General features: G+C 71.3%; 12 protein-coding genes. 4 read left to right on the top strand and 8 right to left on the bottom strand.

From position 1 onward, the window contains the following. Positions 1-5 precede the first annotated feature (5 nt). The gene (locus ABZY45_RS22420) at positions 6-293 is read left to right on the top strand and encodes a hypothetical protein (RefSeq protein ID WP_356742339.1); all 288 of its coding nucleotides are present in this window, start codon (positions 6-8) and stop codon (positions 291-293) included. A gap of 53 nt (positions 294-346) precedes the next feature. Here the strand turns inward: ABZY45_RS22420 and ABZY45_RS22415 are convergent, their stop codons facing one another. From ABZY45_RS22415 to ABZY45_RS22395, 5 genes are all read right to left on the bottom strand, one after another. Continuing rightward, positions 347-1039 (bottom strand): LuxR C-terminal-related transcriptional regulator, encoded by a 693-nt coding sequence (locus tag ABZY45_RS22415; protein ID WP_356742337.1) that lies wholly within the window; start codon positions 1037-1039, stop codon positions 347-349. A 246-nt stretch (positions 1040-1285) separates the two neighbouring features. Then, positions 1286-3190, bottom strand: coding sequence for a PQQ-binding-like beta-propeller repeat protein (locus ABZY45_RS22410; protein ID WP_356742336.1), 1905 nt, complete (start codon positions 3188-3190; stop codon positions 1286-1288). 58 nt (positions 3191-3248) lie between these two features. Next, on the bottom strand, positions 3249-5066 hold the full coding sequence (locus tag ABZY45_RS22405) for a PQQ-binding-like beta-propeller repeat protein (RefSeq protein ID WP_356742334.1): 1818 nt from the start codon (positions 5064-5066) through the stop codon (positions 3249-3251). A 334-nt stretch (positions 5067-5400) separates the two neighbouring features. After that, on the bottom strand, positions 5401-7254 hold the full coding sequence (locus tag ABZY45_RS22400) for a PQQ-binding-like beta-propeller repeat protein (protein WP_356742333.1): 1854 nt from the start codon (positions 7252-7254) through the stop codon (positions 5401-5403). 62 nt (positions 7255-7316) lie between these two features. After that, entirely contained in the window at positions 7317-9134 is a 1818-nt protein-coding gene (locus ABZY45_RS22395; protein WP_356742331.1) for an ABC-F family ATP-binding cassette domain-containing protein, read from the bottom strand. A gap of 147 nt (positions 9135-9281) precedes the next feature. Between ABZY45_RS22395 and ABZY45_RS22390 the strand changes: the two genes are divergently transcribed. The 3 genes from ABZY45_RS22390 (at position 9282) to ABZY45_RS22380 (ending at position 10548) form a co-directional block, all read left to right on the top strand. After that, positions 9282-9950, top strand: a complete 669-nt coding sequence (locus tag ABZY45_RS22390) for a lipoprotein (RefSeq protein WP_356742330.1) — start codon at positions 9282-9284, stop codon at positions 9948-9950. Between the two features lie 89 nt (positions 9951-10039). Then, entirely contained in the window at positions 10040-10291 is a 252-nt protein-coding gene (locus ABZY45_RS22385; RefSeq protein ID WP_356742329.1) for a type II toxin-antitoxin system prevent-host-death family antitoxin, read from the top strand. Beyond that, positions 10288-10548: a Txe/YoeB family addiction module toxin gene (locus ABZY45_RS22380; RefSeq protein ID WP_356742327.1), complete on the top strand. Its 261-nt coding sequence runs from the start codon at positions 10288-10290 to the stop codon at positions 10546-10548. Before ABZY45_RS22385 ends, ABZY45_RS22380 begins: the two co-directional genes overlap by 4 nt. Here the strand turns inward: ABZY45_RS22380 and ABZY45_RS22375 are convergent. The 3 genes from ABZY45_RS22375 to rsmA all read right to left on the bottom strand — a co-directional run bounded on the left by ABZY45_RS22375 (position 10536) and on the right by rsmA (position 13763). Next, on the bottom strand, positions 10536-11921 hold the full coding sequence (locus ABZY45_RS22375) for an acyltransferase (protein WP_356742326.1): 1386 nt from the start codon (positions 11919-11921) through the stop codon (positions 10536-10538). The two genes, ABZY45_RS22380 and ABZY45_RS22375, sit on opposite strands and share 13 nt — an antisense overlap. A 73-nt stretch (positions 11922-11994) precedes the next feature. After that, a complete protein-coding gene (locus ABZY45_RS22370; protein WP_356742324.1) occupies positions 11995-12894 on the bottom strand; it encodes a 4-(cytidine 5'-diphospho)-2-C-methyl-D-erythritol kinase in 900 nt (299 codons plus the stop codon). Beyond that, positions 12891-13763 (bottom strand): 16S rRNA (adenine(1518)-N(6)/adenine(1519)-N(6))-dimethyltransferase RsmA, encoded by an 873-nt coding sequence (gene rsmA, locus ABZY45_RS22365; protein WP_356742322.1) that lies wholly within the window; start codon positions 13761-13763, stop codon positions 12891-12893. Before rsmA ends, ABZY45_RS22370 begins: the two co-directional genes overlap by 4 nt. Between the last annotated feature and the right edge of the window lie 59 nt (positions 13764-13822).

Genomic DNA, 13822 nt, shown 5'->3' with positions numbered 1-13822 from the left:
TCACCATGTCCGACCTGCACAAGGAAGTCTCCGAACTGGAGCGCACGTCCGCGACCGCGGCCCGGCTCTTCGACATCCGGCGGATCATCGGCGGTCTCTTCGTGGTCTACGGAGTGATCGTCACCATCGCCGGGATCGACCCGTCCGAGGCCGACCTGAAGAAGGCCGAAGGCGTCCACATCAACCTCTGGACCGGCCTGGCCATGCTGGCGCTCGGGCTGTTCTTCCTCATCTGGATGAAGCTGCGCCCGGCCCAGGTGCCGGACGAGGCCCCTGGCACGCCGGAGAGCTGACCAGCACGCCGGAGAGCCGGCCGGGAGCCCGCGGGGGCCGGACCGTCACGCGTTCACGCGAGGCCGTCCGGCCCCTGCGCCGTTCCCACCGCCCTGTCCAGCAGCCCCGTACGCGCCGCGAGCGCCGCGGCCTCCAGGCGGGAGCCGACGCCCAGCTTCATCAGCACCCGCTGGACGTGCGTGCGCGCGGTGCTCGGCGCGATGCCCATCCCCGCGGCGATCAGCCGGGTGTCCTCGCCCTCGGCGACCCGCACCAGCACCTCGACCTCGCGAGGGGTGAGCATCCGCAGCAGCCGCTGGCCCTCGTCGTCCGGCTGGACCGCGGGATGGAGGAGCTCGGCAAACGCCCCCCGGAGCAGTTGCGGGGCGACCGCGGCCTCACCGGCGCGGGCCTTGACCATCGCGCGCTCGACGCCCTCGATGCGTTCGTCGTGCCGTACGTAGCCGGCCGCTCCCGCGGCGAAGGCGGCGGCGATGCCGCGAGGACTGGGCACCGGGCCGAGTACCACCACGGCCACCTGAGGGCGCTCCCGCCCGATCCGCGCGATCGGGTCGAAGACTCCGGGCTGCGAGGGCGCCGCCGTGCCGAACAGGCAGACCTCGGGTGCCCGGCTGACGACGAGTTCCGCCGATCCGGACGTCGGCGCGGCAGCGGCGAGCACCCGGTGACCACGGAGTTTCAGCGCCGAGGCGAGTGCCTCGGCGAGCAGACGGTGGTCATCGACCACCATGAGCCGCACGCCCATTCGAGATAGCCCCCATGTGTACAGCGCCGTACCGCTGCGCGAACCTGATCAGGCCCCCCGGCCCCTCTGACCCGGCAAGTTACACGCTTGTTCGACGTCGCGCGCCCTCTCCCGGGCAGAAGCCCCCCAGAATGCCGAATTCTGCTGCATTCAGGGCTACTTGCACGACAGAAAACGATCGGCCCTGCCGGTCGGAAGATCGACCGGCAGGGCCGTGACCGCTGTCCCGCGAACGGGGGGGCGGCGTCAGACGGTGGTGAACGAGACGACGAGGTACTGCTTGTCGTCCAGCGAGCTCGCGCTCTTGCTGGGCTCACTGATCATCTTCTCGGAGATGAACAGCCGGCCCTTCTCGTAGATGAACTCCGCGTAGTCGGTGGAGAAGCTGGTCTCCGCGTCACGGACCGTCTCGTCGTCCGGGTTGACCATCAGCACGGTCTCCTTGAAGGAGGAGCCGTCGATGGAGACGATCTGGCCGCCCTTGTCGTACGGGGGCCGCTTGTACGCGATGACGTTGGAGCCGTCCATGCGCAGCGGGGTCAGCGTGTAGCGGTCGCCCGCGTCGGCCTTGCCGCCGACGAGCTTGCCCGTGGTGAGGTCGAAGGCGACGATCTCGTTGGTGTCGCCGTACTCGCCGCCGCCCTCGTGCTCCTCGGTCGGCACGTAGAGCCTGTTGTTGCCGACGGCCACGGAGCTGCAGGTCTCGACCTCGGTGGAGCCGCACTCGGCGGCGTACTTGTCCGCGTCGGCGGAGATCCGGACGAGGAGCTTTCCGGTCGCCGCGTCGATGGAGAAGAAGTCCGAGATGCCGCTGCCGTCACCGGCGGTGTCACCGACGTCGGCCGCGACGACGAGCGGCTTGGTGGAGACGATGCTCGCGTACTCGACACCGGCGGGCATCTCGTACGAGGAGAGCGGTGCGCCGGTGGTCGGGTTCAGCGCCTGGATGGTGAGCTGCGGTTCGTCGTAGCTGCCGCACCTGCGGACGACTGCGAGGGCTTCACCGCCGCCGTATCCCCGGTCCGAGCAGTTGTTGGCGTCGGTCTGGGGCTTCCAGAGCTCGGCGCCGTCGGCCAGGTTGAACGCCGCGCCGCCGCTGGTGCCGCCCGCGGCGACCGTGCTGCCGCTGAGCGTGACCTCGTTGAACCTGATGGGCTCGTCGCCGTTGGACGCGGAGGTGACCGACTTGCTCCAGAGCAGTTTGCCGGTGGCCAGGTCCAGCGCGCCCACCTTGTTGCAGGAGGGGTACTTGTCGGCCGCGGTCGGCTTGCCCTCCTCGAAGACCACGGCGGTCCTGTAGTCCTTGCTCATGTGCCGGGACGCCGCGCAGACCTGGCCGGTCAGCGGGATGGACCAGAGCTTGGTGCCCTTGGCGAGGTCGTAGCCGACGATCTCGTACACGCCAGTCTTCACGTACGCCTTGTCGGTGACCCAGGAGCCGTCGACGGTCGTGGTGTCGGTGACCTTCGGGTGCGGGAGCTGGAAGCCGACCTTGGACGCGGTGTCGGCGGGAGCCTTCTCGCTGCCGCCGCTCAGGCCCTCGCCCTCGCCGCCCTTGCCCTCGCCGCCGGTGGACCCCCCGGAGGAGGCCTCGTCCTGTTTCCCGCCGTCACTGCCGCTGGAGGCGTAGATGACTCCGCCGCCGACGATCAGCACCACGGCGACGACCGCGGCGACGATGATCTGCATCTGGGTGCTGAACTTCTTGTTGCCGCTCGGCTGCGGGGCGCCGTACTGCGGCTGCATGGGAGCGGTCGGATAGCCGTACCCCTGCTGCACGCCGTGCTGCCCGGGGGGCGGGCCCTGCGGGAAGCCGTAGCCGGGCTGCGTCGGCGGCTGGCCGGGGGGCGGCGCCTGCGGGAAGCCGTAACCGGGCTGCGTGGGCGGCTGGCCGGGGGGCGGCGCCTGCGGGTATCCGTAGGCCGGGCCCTGCTGCGGCTGGCCGGGCGGGGGCGTCGGGCTGCCGTAGCCACCGGCCGGAGGGGTCGGCGGGGCGCCGTAGCCACCCGCCGGAGGAGTCGGCGGGGTGGCCGGGGGCTGCTTGCCGAGCGGGTCGGCGGGAGGCGGGGTCGGCGCGCCGAATCCGCCGGGCGGCGGGTCCTGGGGGGCGCCGAATCCGCCCTGGGGCGGTTCGCTGGGCGGCTGGCTCATGGCGTACGTACCTCTGCGGGGTCTGAGAAGGAGGGGCTGCGGTTACCGGGCTCGGCCGTCACTTGCCGAAGGCCATCATGGTCGTCTGCTCTTTCTCCTCCTCGTCGTTGCTCGCGCTGACGCGTTCGCTGACGATGAAGGACCGGCCGCCCGCGTACGCGATCTTGGACGAGAAGAAGTTCTCGATCTGCGTCGTCGAGTCCGGGTGCTGCAGCAGTACCTTGGGCGCGCCGCCGGTGGGGGCGATCGTGGCGATCGCCCCGCCCTTGTCGTAGGAAGGCTCCAGGTAGACCAGGACGTTGCCGCCCTCCATGCGCAGCGGCTTCATGGTGCGCTCGGCGGGGGCCGCGGCCTTCCACTTGGGCTTGCCCGTGTTCAGGTCGAAGGCGATGACCTTGTTGGTGCGGCCGGTGCCGCTGGTGTCGTCCTCGGTCATCATGTAGAAGGTGTTGGCGTCGGCGGCGAGGCCGCTGCACCCTTCGAGCTGCTGGCCGAAGATGGCGAAGTCGTGGCCGCAGTCGACGGAGAACTTGTCCTCCTTGTCACCGACCAGCTGGGAACGGAGCGTTCCGTTCTCCTTGAGCGCGAGGATGGACCACTTCTTCTCCTCGGACTGGGTCAGCGAGACGACGAGCGGGCTCACCGAGTAGACCTTGTCGACCTCCCAGCCGCGCTTGGGGGTGTACGTCCACTTAGGCTTCCCCGTGGTGGGGTCGACCTCCTGGATCTGGTGCTGCGGGTTGTCCACGTCGGCCGTACGGCAGCTGGACGCGGCGATCAGCTTGGGCCCGCCGGCGAAGGCGAACGGCTGGCAGTTGCCCGAGGGCTTGCCGAACAGTTCCTTGCCGTCGCTGACCCGGTAGGCGTTGGAGTTGCTGGTGCGGCCGACGGTCACGGTGTCGCCGCTGATGGCCAGACCGATGTCCGACAGCAGGTCCCAGGTGCCGTTCTTGGTGACCGACTTCTTCCAGCCGGCCTTGCCGGTGTTGAGGTCGATCATCTGGAGGTCGGCGCAGTCGGCCTTGTCCGTGGTGCCGTTCTTCACCCCGATGACGATCTTGCCGTCGGCGGTGGCCGTGGCGGGTGCCGCGCACATGTCGGCGGGCAGTGCCAGGGTCCACTTCTCCTTGCCGTCGGCCACCGAGTAGCCGGTGACCGAGCGGTACATGCCCTTGACGAGGGTGTCCCCGACGATCCAGGGGCCGTAGACGTCGGCGCCGTTGCGCGGCAGGTCGACGTCGTTCGTGGTCAGCCAGAGGACCTTGGCCTCGCCCGCCTTGCGCCCGGCGTTGAGGTCGTCGTTCGCCTCGCGGCCGTCGCCCTTGCCGTCTCCCTGGTCGACGGTGGGCGAGTCGCTCGGGGCCGGGGCGCCGCTGCTCGGCTTGGCGACGGGCTTCTTCTCCTCGTCACCGCCGCTCGTGAGGGCGAAGATGCCGCCGCCCACGACGAGGAGCGCGGCGAGCGCCGCGCCGATGACGAGCGCGGGCTTGCCCTTGAAGGGTCCGCCGCCGGAGCCGCCGGGGGTGGGGGCGCCGGGGTACTGCTGCTGCGGGTAGCCGTAACCGGCGGTCGGCTGCTGGCCGTACGGGCCGGGCTGCTGGGCGTACGGACCGGCCGGGGCGCCGTAAGGGCCGGGCTGCTGGGCGTACGGGCCTGGCACTGCCTGGCCGGGTGCCTGCGGGTAGCCGTAGCCGGGCTGCGCACCGGGTGCCTGCGGGTAGCCGTAACCGGGCTGCGTGGGCGGGGGCGTGGGCGGCATCTGCGGCGGGGCCGCCGGTGGTGACGGCGGCTGCTGGGGCGGCTGAGGAGAGCCCTGCGGTTCCTGCGGAGCTCCGAAGCCCCCCTGCGGCGGTTGCTGGCTGGGCGGCTGGGTCATCAGCACGTCCCCCTTCGTGCGGTCCGGTGCCCGGTCCGGTCTCCCCCGCGATTCCGCTGGGTTCAGAGGTCAGGTGCGAGACATCTCTGAATTCCCCCCGGAAAGGAGCGAATCGGGCATGGCTTCCGCGGCTTCAAGACAGTCGAGCGGGGCTTCTTTGTACCACCCGCACCGGAGGGGCACGGGCTCGGTCCATCCCCTGTACCCAAGGGAGAACCGGCCCGTGATGCCCTCGTTACGCACCTGACCGGGGGGCGTGGCGGTCCGCTCGGCCGATGGTCCGTCAAGTTCGTCCCAGGGGGGCGGTTTTCACGGAATCCCCCCGGTCCGGGCACTATTTGCCGTAGACGAGGACGGCGGTCGCCGCCTTCTCCTCCTCGTCCTCGTCGTGGCTGATTCTCTGCGGGAGCAGATAGGACCGGCCGTCGCGGTAGGCGACCCTCGGCGCGAAGAGCGAATTCTCCGTCTCGGCCGCCGACGCCGGGTGCTTGAGCAGGGTCGCGTAGGTCCCGGCGGACGGGGTTAGCGTGCCGATCTCGCCGCCCTCGCGGTACACGGACTGCACGTGGACCAGCACCTTCCCGCCCTCCATGCGCAGGGGGAACATGAGGCGTCCGGCCGGTGCGGGCGCCTTCCACGCCGATGTGCCGGTGGCCAGGTCGAACGCGACCACCTTGTTCGTCTGGGTCTTCGACCCTTCCTCGGGAAGGGTCGAGAGATAGAGCCTGCTCGCGTCCGCGGCGACCCCAGCGCAGTCGTCCAGGTTGCTGCCGGTCTGCACGGACTCCTCACCGCACCGGACGCCGTAGTTCTCCTCGCCCACCACCTGCGAGCGGTAGGTCCCGCTGTCGTTCAGGACGACGACGGCCCACTTCTCCGGCTGCTTGATCGAGATGACGGGCGGGCTCGTGGAGTAGATGTGTGCGACCGACCAGCCGGACTTCAGCTCGTACGTCCACTTGGGCGCTCCGGTGACCGGGTCGACCTCCTGGACCTGCTGGCGGACCGGGTCGGCGGGTTCGGCCTGGCAGCTGACGGCCGCGAGCATCCGCTCGCCGCCGGTGAACGCGAAGGGCTGGCAGACGCCTTCACGCCTGCCGAAGAGCTCCTTGCCGTCGCTGACCCGGAAGGCGTTCGACGCGGTGTCGCGCCCGAAGGTGACCGTGTCCCCGCTGATGGACATGGCGACGTGCGAGAGGCCGTCCTGCAGGCCGGAACGGTCGACGGTCTTCTTCCAGCCCGCCTTGCCGGTACGCAGGTCGATCATCTGCAGGACGGAGCAGGACGCCTCCGACTCCGAGACGTTGTCCTCGATGCCGACGACGACCTTGCCGTCGGCCGTGGGGGCGGTGGGTGAGGCGCAGAGGTCGGTGGGCAGTCGCAGACTCCACCGCTCGGTCCCGTCGTCCACCGCGTAGCCGCTCACCTTGCGGTACATGCCCTTGGCGATGATGTCCCCGGCGAACCAGGGGCCGTGCGTCTCCTCGCCGTACTGCGGGAGGTCGACGCCGTTCTCCTGGAGCCAGGCCACCTTCGCCTCGCCCGGTTCACGCCCGGCGTTGAGCTCGGCGGCGGTCGGCCCGGCGAACGTCTCGTCGTCGGAGGTGGGTGAGCCGGTGGGTTTCTTCCCGTCGTCGCTCGGACCCGCGACGGGCTTCTTCCCGTCACCGCCGTCGCCCGTGGCCAGCCAGACCCCACCGCCGGCGAGCAGCAGCACGGCGAGGACGGCGCCGATGAGCACACCGGTCCTGCCCTTGAGGCGGCCCCCGCCGCCGGGCCCGCCCGTGGCCGGGGGCGCCACGACGGTCGGCGGCTGGGGCGGGTAGCCGTAGCCCGCCTGCTGTCCGTACGGGCCGGGTTGCTGCGGATACGCCTGGGGCTGCTGCGGCTGCTGTGCGTACGGGCCTGGCTGCTGCTGCGGATACGCGGGCGTGTACGGGCCGGGCTGCTGTGCGTACGGCCCCGGTTCCTGCGGATTCGGCTGCGTCCAGGGGCCGTTCGACGGGGGCTGGTGGCCGTGGCCGGGCTGCGGAGGTGGAGGCGGCGTGCCCGGCGGGGGATCGTACGGAGCTCCGAAGCCCCCCTGCGGCGGTTGCTGCTGGCCGGGCGGCTGGGTCATCAGCACGTCCCCCTTCGTGCGTTCGCGTCCGGTGCCCTGGAGCGGGCAGGGCTTCTTTGTACCACCCATGCACCACCCGCCCCATGGACCACAGTGATCACTCCCCGCAGGCAGCGATCACTCCACGCGGATCACGCGTCCTCGGCCAGCTCCAGCCAGCGCATCTCCAGCACGTCGCGCTCGGCCACCAGTTCGCGCAGTTCGGCGTCGAGCTTGGCGACCTTCTCGAAGTCGGTGGCGTTGTCGGCGATCTGCGCGTGCAGCGACGTCTCCTTCGTCGACATCTTGTCGAGCTGCCGCTCGACCTTCTGCAGCTCCTTCTTCGCCGCACGCGCCGCCTGCGGCGAGACGGACTCGACGGGAGCGGCCTTCGGCGCGGAGGACGCCGCGGCGGAGGCGGGGGTGGCCGTCTCCTCCATGCGCTGCCTGCGCTCGATGTACTCGTCGATGCCCCGCGGCAGCATCCGCAGCGCGCGGTCGCCGAGGAGTGCCATCACCTTGTCCGTGGTGCGCTCGATGAAGAACCGGTCGTGGGAGATCACGATCATCGATCCGGGCCAGCCGTCGAGGAGGTCCTCCAGCTGGGTCAGGGTCTCGATGTCCAGGTCGTTGGTGGGCTCGTCGAGGAAGAGGACGTTGGGCTCGTCCATCAGCAGACGCAGGATCTGGAGCCGGCGGCGCTCGCCACCGGAGAGGTCACCCACCGGGGTCCACTGCTTCTCCTTGGCGAAGCCGAACTGCTCGCACAGCTGGCCGGCCGTCATCTCGCGGCCCTTGCCGAGGTCGACCCGGTCGCGCACCTGCTGGACGGCTTCGAGGACCCGGAGGTTCTTGTCGAGCTCCGCGACCTCCTGGGAGAGGTAGGCGAGCTTGACGGTCTTGCCGACGACGATCTTCCCGGCGGCCGGCTGGACGTCGCCCTGGCTGCGGGACGCCTCCGCGAGTGCCCTCAGCAGCGAGGTCTTGCCCGCTCCGTTGACGCCGACGAGGCCGATGCGGTCACCGGGGCCGAGCTGCCAGGTGAGGTGCGTCAGCAGGGTCTTGGGGCCGGCCTGGACGGTCACGTCCTCCAGGTCGAAGACGGTCTTGCCGAGCCGGGCGTTGGCGAACTTCATCAGCTCGCTGGTGTCGCGCGGGGGCGGCACATCGGCGATCAGCTCGTTGGCGGCCTCGATGCGGTAGCGCGGCTTGGACGTACGGGCGGGGGCACCGCGCCGCAGCCAGGCCAGCTCCTTGCGCATCAGATTCTGCCGCTTGGACTCCTCGGTTGCGGCGATGCGCTCCCGCTCGGCCCGCGCGAACACGTAGTCGCTGTAGCCGCCCTCGTACTCGTGGACGCTGCCCCGCTGGACGTCCCACATGCGGGTGCAGACCTGGTCCAGGAACCACCGGTCGTGGGTGACGCAGACGAGTGCGGAGCGCCGGGCGCGCAGGTGTCCGGCCAGCCAGGAGATGCCCTCGACGTCGAGGTGGTTGGTCGGCTCGTCGAGCACGATCAGGTCCTGCTCGGCGATCAGGAGCTTCGCCAGCGCGATCCGGCGCCGCTCTCCGCCGGAGAGCGGGGCGATGACGGTGTCGAGGCCGTGCTCGAAGCCGGGGAGGGCGAGGCCGCCGAAGAGGCCGGTCAGCACATCGCGGATCTTGGCGCTGCCCGCCCACTCGTGGTCCTCGAGGTCGCCGATCACCTCGTGCCGGATCGTGGCCTCCGGGTCCAGCGAGTCGTGCTGGGTGAGGACGCCGAGGCGCAGCCCGCCGTTGTGGGTGACCCGGCCGGTGTCGGCCTCCTCCAGCTTGGCCAGCATCCGGATGAGCGTCGTCTTGCCGTCGCCGTTGCGGCCGACGACGCCGATCCGGTCGCCCTCGGACACCCCGAGGGATACACCGTCGAGCAGGGCACGGGTGCCGTACACCTTGCTGACCTGCTCGACATTGACCAGATTGACGGCCATTTCACTCCTGCCTCGGGGATCCCTGCGTCGGGGACCGCTCGACGTCCCAGAGTAGTCGCCGCGCGGGGTGCGATAGCGTGCGGCGATCGATCATGGGGAGTAACCCCAGGTCGGAGCGGTTCGGAACATGTATGGGGTGGGGACTTCATGATGCGGCACGCGATACGGGCTCTGTTTCCCGCGGTCCTGGCGACGGTGGTGCTGGCCGGCTGCTCCTCGTCGTCCGGCGGCGGCACGGATCCCGGCACGGACAGCGCCAAGAACGGGGACAGCGCCCCTTCGCAGGCCGCGGAGAGCACGGCTGCGAAGGGCACGGCCCCGGAGAAGGGGGGCACGCTCGGCGCCCCCGGCTCGGCATGCGAGCTGCCGGTGACCTTCGACCTGGCGGCGGGCTGGAAGCCGCGGGCCGTGGAGGTGGAGCCCGGCTCCGAGCTCGCGGAACTGGGGCGGCAGGGCTCGGCCACGATGGTCTGCGAGATCGACGCCAAGCCGGCGGGGAACATCGGCTACCTGCGCGTCTGGCAGGGCAAGGGCGCCGGTACTGCCCCTCGCGCGGCGCTGGAGGACTTCGTGGCCGGCGACCCGAACGCGACCGGGGCCTCGTACGAGGAGACCGAAGCGGGGTCGGTGGCGGCGGCGGAGGTCACCTACACGGTGGACATCGAGCTCCTGGACGAGCAGAAGACCGAGCGCGCCTTCGCGGTCGCCACTCCCCTGGGGCCCCTCGTGGTGCACCTGGGCGGGCTGGACTCCCAGGAGCACGAGGAGATGCTGCCGGCGTACGAGCTGGCGAGGAAGACCCTGAAGCTGGGCTGACGCCGCCTGCGCACTCGTTGCCGCCTACCGGAATACCGCGTACGTTATTCTGTACGTACAGGATTCCGTACGTCCATGAGGAGGCTGCTGTGCGGACGATGACCTATACCGAATCTCGCGCCAAATACGCCGAGACCCTGAGCTCCGTGGTCAACGACCGCGAAGAGGTCATAGTGACGCGCGCCGGCCATGAGCCCGTGGTGATCGTCGCACTCGACGAGTACGAGGCCATGAAGGAGACGGCTTACCTGTACCGCAGTCCCGAGAACGCGCGTCGCGTTCTGGCAGCGATCGATGATCTTGAAAACGGCGGCGGCACTGTACGGGAGCTCATCGAATGAAGCTGGTCTGGCACGAATCCGCATGGGTGGACTACGTGTGGTGGCAGACCCAGGACCGGAAGATCCTCAAGCGGATCAACACCTTGCTCCAGGACATCGACCGCAACGGAAACGAAGGCATCGGCAAGCCGGAGCCTCTCCGGCATGACTTCCACGGGTACTGGTCGCGTCGGATCAGCGAGGAGCACCGGCTCATCTACCGCGTGGTCGAGGACGAAGTACGCATCGTCTCGTGCCGCTACCACTACGGTCGCTGACCACTTCCGCCCGTACCACCCCACCCCCGCCACCCCACCCCCGCCGCCCCCCTCCCGGCTCGCCGCCCCGCCCGTTCGACGAGCAGCCAGCCGCCCAGGGCCATCGCCACGGCCGCCGGGGCACTGACGTGGAAGGCGATCAGCAGCGCGGTGCGCCCCTCCAGGAGTCCCGCGTAGCCGACCATCGACAGGCCCAGCACCCCGAGCAGGGCGAGGGCCACCCCGAGCGCGGAGACGGCTCCGGCGCCGCGCTCGGCCCCGGTGGGGACGACACGGACGGGCCGCTCGAACGTACGGAAGGCCGCGACCAGGGCCGCGGTGAGCGCCACCGCGGCCAGGATCCGCACGGGCACCTGCGCCCACCAGGCGCCGGTGGCCGGTTCGGGCAGGGGCAGACCGAGGGCGGTCATCGCCCCGTACACGCCGAGCATCGCGGTGAGGTGCCACAGGAACGCGGTCATCGCGAGGCCGTTGGCGGCCACGACCGCGCGCCAGACGCGGGGCCGGGCGACCAGCCGGGCGCCGGGGGCCCGCAGCAGCTCGACCGCGCCCACCAGCCACAGGCCGTGCCCGAGCAGGGCGAGCGTGGGAGGCGCCATGTTGCTGATCCGCTCACCCGGCATGCCGACCATGGACAGCGGATACGGGCCGAGGGCCACCAGCGCGACGGCGGCGGCCAGGCCGGCCCCGGCGAGGAGCGCGGGCCTGCGGATGCGTGCGTCGGCGCGCAGGAACCCGAGCTGGTGCACCGCGAGCCAGACGAAGGCGAAGTTGAGGAACTCGACGTACGGGACGCCGGCGGCGAAGCGCATCAGGTCCACGGCGGCCGCGGCTCCCGCGAGCGCGGCGAACGCGCCCCAGCCGTAGCGGTCGTGGAGCTTCAGCAGGGCGGGGGTGAACGCGACCATCGCCAGGTAGATCCCGATGAACCAGAGGGGCTGGGTCACCAGCCGCAGGGTCACCCCGGTCAGTCCGCCGCCACCGCCCAGGAGCTGGACGACGAGCGCGGCCACGCCCCACACCAGCACGAAGACCATGGTCGGCCGCAGGAGCCGTTGCAGCCGGGCCCTCAGGAAGGACGGGTACACGGACCCCGTGGAGCCGTCCGGCCGCCTGCGGAGCAGGGAGCGGTAGGACAGCGCGTGGGAGAAGCCGCCGACGAAGAAGAACACCGGCATGATCTGGAGGGCCCAGGTGAGGAGTTGGAGCCCCGGTACGACGGCGAGGAGGTTGCCGACGCCCTCGGTGGTGACGGCGGCCATCAGCCAGTGGCCGAGGACGACCGTGCCGAGCGAGGCGACGCGCAACAGGTCGATGTAGCGGTCCCGGGTGGCGGGCGTGGCCTCGGCCAGTTCACGAACAGGTGATCCCATGCGCCCACGGTCGCGCCGGACCCCCGGAGGGTGGCAGCGCGACCGTACTCAATTCCCGTCTGAGTACCGGCGGTCAGACGAGGGTGGCGCCCGGTGCCGGGGACACGGCGGTGCGGGCCTCGCGGCAGGTGCCGGAGGTGAGCAGCGCGTCGGCGACCTTGTGCGCGGACTCCGCGTCGGACACCAGGAAGGCCGTGGTCGGCCCGGATCCCGAGACGAGTGCGGCCAGGGCCCCGGCCGCGGTGCCCGCGCCGAGGGTGCCGGCCAGCGAGGGGCGCAGGGAGAGCGCGGCCGGCTGGAGGTCGTTGGCGAGGGCGTCCGCGAGGGCGGTGGTGTCCCCGCCGCGCAGGGCGGCCAGGAGGGCGGTGGACGGGGCGGGTTCCGGGACGTCGGTCCCCGCGGTGAGGCGGTCGAACTCGCCGTAGACCGCGGGGGTGGAGAGTCCGCCGTCGGCGACGGCGAAGACCCAGTGGAAGGTGCCGCCGACCTCCAGGGGGGTCAGCTGCTCGCCGCGGCCGACCCCGAGTGCGGCTCCGCCGACGAGGCTGAACGGTACGTCGCTGCCCAGCTCGGCGCAGATCGCGAGGAGTTCGTCCCGGGTGGCGCCGGTGGACCACAGGGCGTCGCAGGCCAGCAGGGCTCCGGCGCCGTCGGCACTGCCGCCCGCCATGCCGCCCGCGACGGGGATGTCCTTGGCGATGTGGATGTGCACGGCGGGTTCGATGCCGTGCCGGGCGGCCAGGGCGATCGCGGCGCGCGCGGCGAGGTTCGTGGTGTCCAGCGGGACCTGGTCCGCGTCCGGCCCTGAGCAGGTGACGCGCAGTTCGTCGGCGGGGGTGACGGTGACCTCGTCGTACAGACCGACGGCGAGGAAGACGTTGGCGAGGTCGTGGAAACCGTCGGGGCGGGCGGCGCCGACGGCGAGCTGGGCGTTGACCTTGGCGGGTACGCGGACGGTGACGCTGTGGGTCATGCGGAGGGCTCCGGCTTGTTCTCGGCGATGGCGGCGAACTCCTCGACGGTCAGCGCCTCGCCGCGGGCCTGCGGCGAGATGCCTGCGGCGGTCAGGGCAGCCTCGGCGGCGGGCGCCGAGCCGGCCCAGCCGGCCAGGGCGGCGCGCAGCGTCTTGCGGCGCTGGGCGAAGGCGGCGTCCACGACGGCGAAGACCTCGGCCCTGCTCGCGGTGGTCCGGATCGGCTCCGTGCGCCGCACGAGGGACACCAGGCCCGAGTCGACGTTGGGCGCGGGCCAGAAGACCGTGCGGCCGATGGATCCGGCGCGCTTGACGTCGGCGTACCAGTTGGCCTTGACGGAGGGCACCCCGTAGACCTTGTTGCCGGGGCGGGCGGCCAGCCGGTCGGCGACCTCCGCCTGAACCATCACGAGCGTGCGTTCGATGCTGGGGAAGCGCTCCAGCATGGTGAGCAGGACCGGTACGGCGACGTTGTACGGCAGGTTGGCGACGAGCGCGGTCGGCGCGGGGCCGGGCAGTTCGGTCACGAGCATCGCGTCGGAGTGGACGAGGTCGAAGCGGCCCGCGCGCTCCGGCAGCCGGGCGGCGACCGTGGCGGGCAGGGCGCCGGCGAGCACGTCGTCGATCTCCACGGCGACGACCCGGTCGGCCGCCTCCAGCAGGGCCAGGGTGAGTGAGCCCAGGCCGGGTCCGACCTCGACCACGACGTCGTCGGGCCGCACCTCGGCGGTGCGTACGATCCTGCGGACCGTGTTGGCGTCGATGACGAAGTTCTGGCCGCGCTGCTTCGTGGGGCGTACGCCCAGCGCTGCGGCCAGCTCGCGGATGTCTGCGGGGCCCAGGAGGGCGTCGGGCTCTGTGGTGCTCACCCGTCAAGCCTACGGCCGTCGCGGGCCCCTTCCTCCGCCGCCCGGCGCGGGCCCCGGGC

This window comes from Streptomyces sp. NPDC006516 (assembly GCF_040611875.1).
GTDB lineage: Bacteria > Actinomycetota > Actinomycetes > Streptomycetales > Streptomycetaceae > Streptomyces.
This window is presented reverse-complemented; position numbering and strand designations above follow the sequence as displayed.

What these genes read in the sequence shown, in the direction of transcription:
- ABZY45_RS22420 (WP_356742339.1), top strand. Translation starts at nt 6, where the DNA reads ATGTCCGACCTGCACAAGGAAGTCTCCGAACTGGAGCGCACGTCCGCG.
- ABZY45_RS22415 (WP_356742337.1), bottom strand. Translation starts at nt 1,039, where the DNA reads ATGGGCGTGCGGCTCATGGTGGTCGATGACCACCGTCTGCTCGCCGAG.
- ABZY45_RS22410 (WP_356742336.1), bottom strand. Translation starts at nt 3,190, where the DNA reads ATGAGCCAGCCGCCCAGCGAACCGCCCCAGGGCGGATTCGGCGCCCCC.
- ABZY45_RS22405 (WP_356742334.1), bottom strand. Translation starts at nt 5,066, where the DNA reads ATGACCCAGCCGCCCAGCCAGCAACCGCCGCAGGGGGGCTTCGGAGCT.
- ABZY45_RS22400 (WP_356742333.1), bottom strand. Translation starts at nt 7,254, where the DNA reads ATGGGTGGTACAAAGAAGCCCTGCCCGCTCCAGGGCACCGGACGCGAA.
- ABZY45_RS22395 (WP_356742331.1), bottom strand. Translation starts at nt 9,134, where the DNA reads ATGGCCGTCAATCTGGTCAATGTCGAGCAGGTCAGCAAGGTGTACGGC.
- ABZY45_RS22390 (WP_356742330.1), top strand. Translation starts at nt 9,282, where the DNA reads ATGATGCGGCACGCGATACGGGCTCTGTTTCCCGCGGTCCTGGCGACG.
- ABZY45_RS22380 (WP_356742327.1), top strand. Translation starts at nt 10,288, where the DNA reads ATGAAGCTGGTCTGGCACGAATCCGCATGGGTGGACTACGTGTGGTGG.
- ABZY45_RS22375 (WP_356742326.1), bottom strand. Translation starts at nt 11,921, where the DNA reads ATGGGATCACCTGTTCGTGAACTGGCCGAGGCCACGCCCGCCACCCGG.
- ABZY45_RS22370 (WP_356742324.1), bottom strand. Translation starts at nt 12,894, where the DNA reads ATGACCCACAGCGTCACCGTCCGCGTACCCGCCAAGGTCAACGCCCAG.